This is a genomic window from Nitrosomonas ureae (assembly GCF_900108305.1).
GTDB lineage: Bacteria > Pseudomonadota > Gammaproteobacteria > Burkholderiales > Nitrosomonadaceae > Nitrosomonas > Nitrosomonas ureae_B.
The window spans coordinates 1-5,174 of sequence record NZ_FNUX01000052.1 but is presented as its reverse complement, the minus strand read 5'-3'; the positions used below and the strand labels follow the sequence as shown (position 1 = coordinate 5,174).

6 protein-coding genes are annotated in these 5,174 nt (G+C 41.3%); 2 read left to right on the top strand and 4 right to left on the bottom strand.

The window, feature by feature from the left end; translation table 11 throughout:
- Positions 1-207 precede the first annotated feature (207 nt).
- The 4 genes from rpsT to C4S39_RS14760 form a co-directional block, all read right to left on the bottom strand.
- Complete coding sequence (gene rpsT / locus C4S39_RS14780; protein ID WP_103967696.1) at positions 208-471, bottom strand: 30S ribosomal protein S20; 264 nt, start codon at positions 469-471, stop codon at positions 208-210.
- An 848-nt stretch (positions 472-1,319) separates the two neighbouring features.
- Positions 1,320-1,784 (bottom strand): hypothetical protein, encoded by a 465-nt coding sequence (locus C4S39_RS14770; RefSeq protein ID WP_146059783.1) that lies wholly within the window; start codon positions 1,782-1,784, stop codon positions 1,320-1,322.
- A 94-nt stretch (positions 1,785-1,878) separates the two neighbouring features.
- Positions 1,879-2,469 (bottom strand): HEAT repeat domain-containing protein, encoded by a 591-nt coding sequence (locus tag C4S39_RS14765; protein ID WP_103967693.1) that lies wholly within the window; start codon positions 2,467-2,469, stop codon positions 1,879-1,881.
- Positions 2,470-2,558: 89 nt separating this feature from the next.
- Entirely contained in the window at positions 2,559-3,314 is a 756-nt protein-coding gene (locus C4S39_RS14760; protein ID WP_103967692.1) for a hypothetical protein, read from the bottom strand.
- 879 nt (positions 3,315-4,193) lie between these two features.
- Here C4S39_RS14760 and C4S39_RS15620 point away from each other — a divergent pair.
- On the top strand, positions 4,194-4,361 hold the full coding sequence (locus C4S39_RS15620) for a hypothetical protein (RefSeq protein ID WP_219817985.1): 168 nt from the start codon (positions 4,194-4,196) through the stop codon (positions 4,359-4,361).
- An 84-nt stretch (positions 4,362-4,445) separates the two neighbouring features.
- Positions 4,446-4,826 carry a fused MFS/spermidine synthase gene (locus tag C4S39_RS15955; RefSeq protein WP_258039470.1) on the top strand — a complete coding sequence of 127 codons (381 nt, stop codon included), beginning with the start codon at positions 4,446-4,448 and terminating at the stop codon, positions 4,824-4,826.
- Positions 4,827-5,174: the final 348 nt, after the last annotated feature.

Here is a 5,174-nt window from a genome sequence, read left to right as displayed (position 1 = left end):
CCCTCTCCTTTCCTTCGTAAAATCCTACTCTAACTATCCAATCCCAACCAGATAGCAACCTCCCTTAGACTACTTAGTCAACCTTGTACTGTCAAACTTACGATCTTAAGCTCTATAATCAAAACATAAGGCCACTTGTTTACGCTTCCCTCACCATAAGCTAAGCTCATTTTTGCTTTTTATAAAATGCGAATTTTACTCTATCCGCTAACTCATCATTTTAATCGCGGAAGATAACCGGCTTTTATAACGTGCAGCCTTATTTTTGTGAATAATACCTTTTCCAGTAATTGAATCAATAGTACTTATAGAACTGTTAAATACATTTTGAGCCACATCTTTATCCCCAGATCCTATCGCTTTTCTTACATATTTAATCGCAGTACGCAATTTAGACCGTAAACTGACATTGTATTCTCTACGTTTGACAGCTTGCCTTGCACGCTTTCTCGCTTGTGCACTATTAGCCATAAATCCTTAGCTCCTTCAAAGAAAAAAGGCTTAAATACTACTTTCTTTTATTTTATATTGCAACTCACAATTTCTTTTATTTACTTACGGTACTGGATGTCTGTCGGCGGCTTACAATAAAACCTCGAAGGGAATTCCGAATTACGCTGTTTATTCCTTATAACATCCCCACCTTCATTGACACATACCATAATTGACATATCCAAATTGGGGAAATATTCATTAGACCCAGGTTGTGCCGAGGTCGGTGGTACTTTCTCTCTTATTCTGACGCATAACTCAGGTTCATTTAACTTCGGCGAATCATCCTGCATCGCAGGTAATGGACAAAGATTACACGGATCGCCCGGGCACAAGCATCCGCTACAATTAGCAAGCGTTATTGATGAAAAAAAACTCAATCCGAAAATGCAAATAAAAATTACACTAATTTTTAATACTGAAAGCATGATTATCCTTATCTCTTTTTTAGTACTATTACGTTATATCCATAAATTGATTCTAACAAAACAAGAATCTTATCAAAATTAAAATAAGTGAATAACCGATCTGGAGAAATATAAAAGACTCTAGACTAGCAGACGCAATTTTCTGGCCTAGCAAGATGTTGACCTGGTCAAGCACAACAGGATGATTTTGTCCTGATAAAAATCAAGTCAATTCGATTCGATTCAGAATTGATGGGTTCTCAGTATGTTTTTTAGGATGCCAAGTATAAATTTGAGTATGCGGATTGGGCCGAGCATTATCGTTTGTTTTGAGTAACCACGAGACCGGGCGCCTGTGACACAAAGCCTGATAATGCTCTCGCCTCAAGTATCTGCAACAATTTGATTGAAACAGATGTTTTACTGCTGCTGTCTTGATACTACGCTAGTGCCCGTATGCACTCCGGTTGATGTTTTACAATGAAGTGCCACATCATAACTATCCGTCCCTGCGGCTGTATGCATAACGAATAAGCTGTATACACCTGATCCTTGCGTAATTTTAACCAAAGGGCTGTATGTGGTATTGTTATCCGTAGTATCCACGCTGAATTGCGCGCACTTATTAGTGGTGCAGCTAGTTCCTTTATACGCCAGGATACTAACTTTAGCAGTGCTTGCCGTCATATCCTTGACTTGTGCTTCAAGATAAGATGGTGCGCCGTTACCATCGTCAAAACAGGTCACTTGATAAAAATCCACGGCTGCGGCCAAACCGGTGGTAAAACTACCCGTCTGGTTATGCGCCGAAACTGTACTTGCGTAGATTGCCATTAACCCAAAAACTGGAATAAGCATTCCCTTTAAATTTGAGAATTGCATCATAAACTCCCTTAAAAATTATTTTCGCCATTCGCTTTAATTTGAACGATCATCGGATATAGCTTTTTCACAATGCCGTTCTACCTAAAGCGCTTTATTAAATACCGTTATCTTGAGTTTGATTGCTTGCGGACAAAGCTTCCAGCTTCATAGCAGCCAGATCTTTGATGGCCTGAGCTTCATCTTCGTCTTCAACCACTTGTTTCAGCAATGCCACGCTTCTTTCATCGCCCCCCAAGCTATCCAACGCCATCAACCGTACTGAGAGTGCAGTATCTTGCAGCGCTTGCTCAAGTACCACGAATAGATCACCACAACCTTGTTGCGCAAAGGCGTAAACCGCCTGCCCTCGGACTTGCGGATCGGGATCTTGAATTGCGGCCTGTAGAATTTTTTGTACAATTCCGGAGTCAACCGAACCTTTCACCGCCAATTGCGACAAGGCGGTTACTCGTTGCGCCGGGTCATTCGATGCTGCAAGACTAACGATCGTCTCGGTAAAATCAACATCCGGCTCCGATACATTGCCATACTCTTCCATGCAATAAATTTGAATGGAATCCAGACTGGAAATTGAATTCACTGTCGCTGCGTCTGCAAGCGCATGATTAGAAAATCCAGTAGTTGCCATAAAAAGAATAACGAACGACATGGCAATCCGGCGCTTATGATTTGGTAATTTCAACATTATGGCTCCTCAAAAATCAGGAGATGAACAAGAACTCCCACACCGCCCATCTCCTCTTTCAACAAAAAGCTAATTCATGGCGAACTTTCTTATGGCTTCGGCCAAATCTGAGCGCCCTTCTTGTTTTTAATGGGTAGATCACGATTGATCTGCGCTGCAGATGGAATTAAATCAACCGCATCCCCTGTCGCTGAGCAACTTCCGGGAAGGGGATTTTTAGCCAAGTCGCGCGTTACCGTATAAGTGGCCGGAGAATCAAAACCATGCAGACCGGGGCCGTCATAATCCGATCCTACCGCCGGTGTCCATAAGTTAAGCTTGCCTTCAGCAAAACCTGCTATGGTTGTCGGCTTGCAAATATCCGCAATAGCCAAAACGATTTTCACACTTGAAGCACATGACGTCGGCTCAAACAAAACCGCGCCAGCTCTGAATTTGAGGTAGCTTGCGTAGTAGTCCGGCATTTTGCCATCCTTAACATAAAACCCTACGACATTTCCGTTATCATCGGTCTTTTCATCTTCTGCTTTGAAAACGCTGGGATCCAATACTTTCTGAAACAAATTACCCCAATTTGTAACATGCGCATCAATGGTATCGGTTGAAACCGTGTCATTGACTTTAACGATTGAATCAACGCCGTCAGGGAAAACTACGGAACTTCTAGTTATGAAGGTTCCATCCCCACAACCATGCCCAATGACCACATTGTTAGTTATTCTAACGCCCTCAATTCCTACAGGAATTTCCAGACGAGTATGCGATAATACATTTTGTGAGAGACCCAGCAGCAAAACTGTCGCTAAAGCGGTATGGGTAAAACACTTAAATTGTTTTGTTAACATGTTACTAAGACCCCTTTTTAATTTATTAATAGAACAACTTATATTTCTCTTACTAAGGTTGCCTTTTGAGGTGGATCTCAAAGGGCAACTGAAAACCATTCTTTTCTTACGTCCCTGAAAACTCTTATTATCTTGAAGAAAAGAACTTATTTCAGGGCGCGATAATATTTTCTCTACCTGGCAAAAGCAATGTGACAAATTGTCGCACCTTTACCACTTTTCAAAAAAACCCCGCAGCAAGCTGCGGGGTACTAATTGCGCTTAATTATCTACTGATTGTTTGTCTTCTCATTCTTCACGGCAAGAAGAAAAGTTTTCAAAGATACAAGCGTTCGCACCACAAGAGATTATTCAACGAGACATCATTTAAAAAAATCACCAGGAGATAGATGGCAACTTCTTCAGGAACGGATGATAGGAATCACACGATGAAAAAACAATGTGACAAATTGCCGCAGGCAATTATTGCCGCGATATAAAGCTTCTTACGAATATGTATAACTCATTGTAAAACAATTAATTATTATAAATTAATCAGCATTATTCCAGCTCAGCATTTACATAGATGCGACAATTTGTCGCATTACCTGTATCAATTTTTTTACTTACAATTCCAAATAATCAATCTAGGTCGATAGAAATTACCGGCATTCTGTAAAGATTAATTACAACCTCATACTTCTCAAGTGCGTTGCAGGACCATTACAAATCACATAATAATTTATAAATACAATAAATTAAGACAAATATGAAAATAAAAACCGATCAAATAAAAAACTCGGTCGCTTGCGGCCGAGTTTTTTATCCAGCCCGGACGGTATTGACTTTGATGATGTGCTAAGAATATTCAAAGCAGCAACTTCCGAGGCGGGAAAATATTTGAACAATCCTTTGCTGGGTACATTAATGAAGCACGCTCCGGCGGATATCATCGCCGTTCGCGGCAATCCATTTGAACAGTTTAAATTGTTGGAATATCCCGATCTGGTCATTTCCGGCAGCCGCATCATCGTCAACGACTTTACAAAAAACAAGGTAACACACTAAAAATCCACCATAAATTCTTCATCTTCAATTATTTTTGGCAAAGCCTGGCTTTATTGCACTGTATTCCTGACCGGTGCGGCCGTCATGGTTATAGAGCTTTTGGGTACGCGGCTGATTGCACCTTTCTATGGTGCCAGTCTTTACGTCTGGACTTCACTCATTGCAGTTACATTGATTGCGCTGGCAATTGGCTATTATCTGGGAGGGATCTGGGCTGATCGGACACGATCCGGATTATCCCTCATCATCGCAATAGCTGAATTATTGACACTTATCATTCCCTGGCTGACAGGATCGGTTTTATTGGCTACGGGATCGATTTATGCGATCAGCACAGTCGACAGTGTGATTGGTACGCTATTTCTGGGTTTTTACTTATTTCCCCTGGTCAGTTCCCGCGAAATCTTTATGAGCCTGGGGATAGCGCTACTGGTATTGGCGATGACTGTGGCATGGATTGAGTGAAAGTATCTAAAATCCACTACGGTCATAATACCGACGGCTCTATTGATGGTCATAGGATTTAGTTTTTATCCCCCCATTGCCAGTTCCGGAAAAGCTGAATTCAGCGATACCTTTCAGACTCGATTTGAACGGGAAAGCTTATATGGCTGGGTCCGTGTAATTGACAAACCCAAGGAGAAAATCTCCTCACCTATCAGAAAATTGTGACACAAATCCCTTATCTTGCGCCAAGTATGGAGAAAGCCTTATTAGAGCCTGTTAACACTATTTGATATAATGCGGTGATGTAAATCACCGAAAGCCAATATCAACAGATCGAACACTGTATGCCGCGCCAACGTGGCAATG

Excerpts from the sequence above, each read along its gene's own strand:
- C4S39_RS14765 (WP_103967693.1), bottom strand. The coding sequence starts at position 2,469 with ATGTTGAAATTACCAAATCATAAGCGCCGGATTGCCATGTCGTTCGTT.
- C4S39_RS14760 (WP_103967692.1), bottom strand. The coding sequence starts at position 3,314 with ATGTTAACAAAACAATTTAAGTGTTTTACCCATACCGCTTTAGCGACA.
- C4S39_RS14770 (WP_146059783.1), bottom strand. The coding sequence starts at position 1,784 with ATGATGCAATTCTCAAATTTAAAGGGAATGCTTATTCCAGTTTTTGGG.
- C4S39_RS15955 (WP_258039470.1), top strand. The coding sequence starts at position 4,446 with ATGGTTATAGAGCTTTTGGGTACGCGGCTGATTGCACCTTTCTATGGT.
- rpsT (WP_103967696.1), bottom strand. The coding sequence starts at position 471 with ATGGCTAATAGTGCACAAGCGAGAAAGCGTGCAAGGCAAGCTGTCAAA.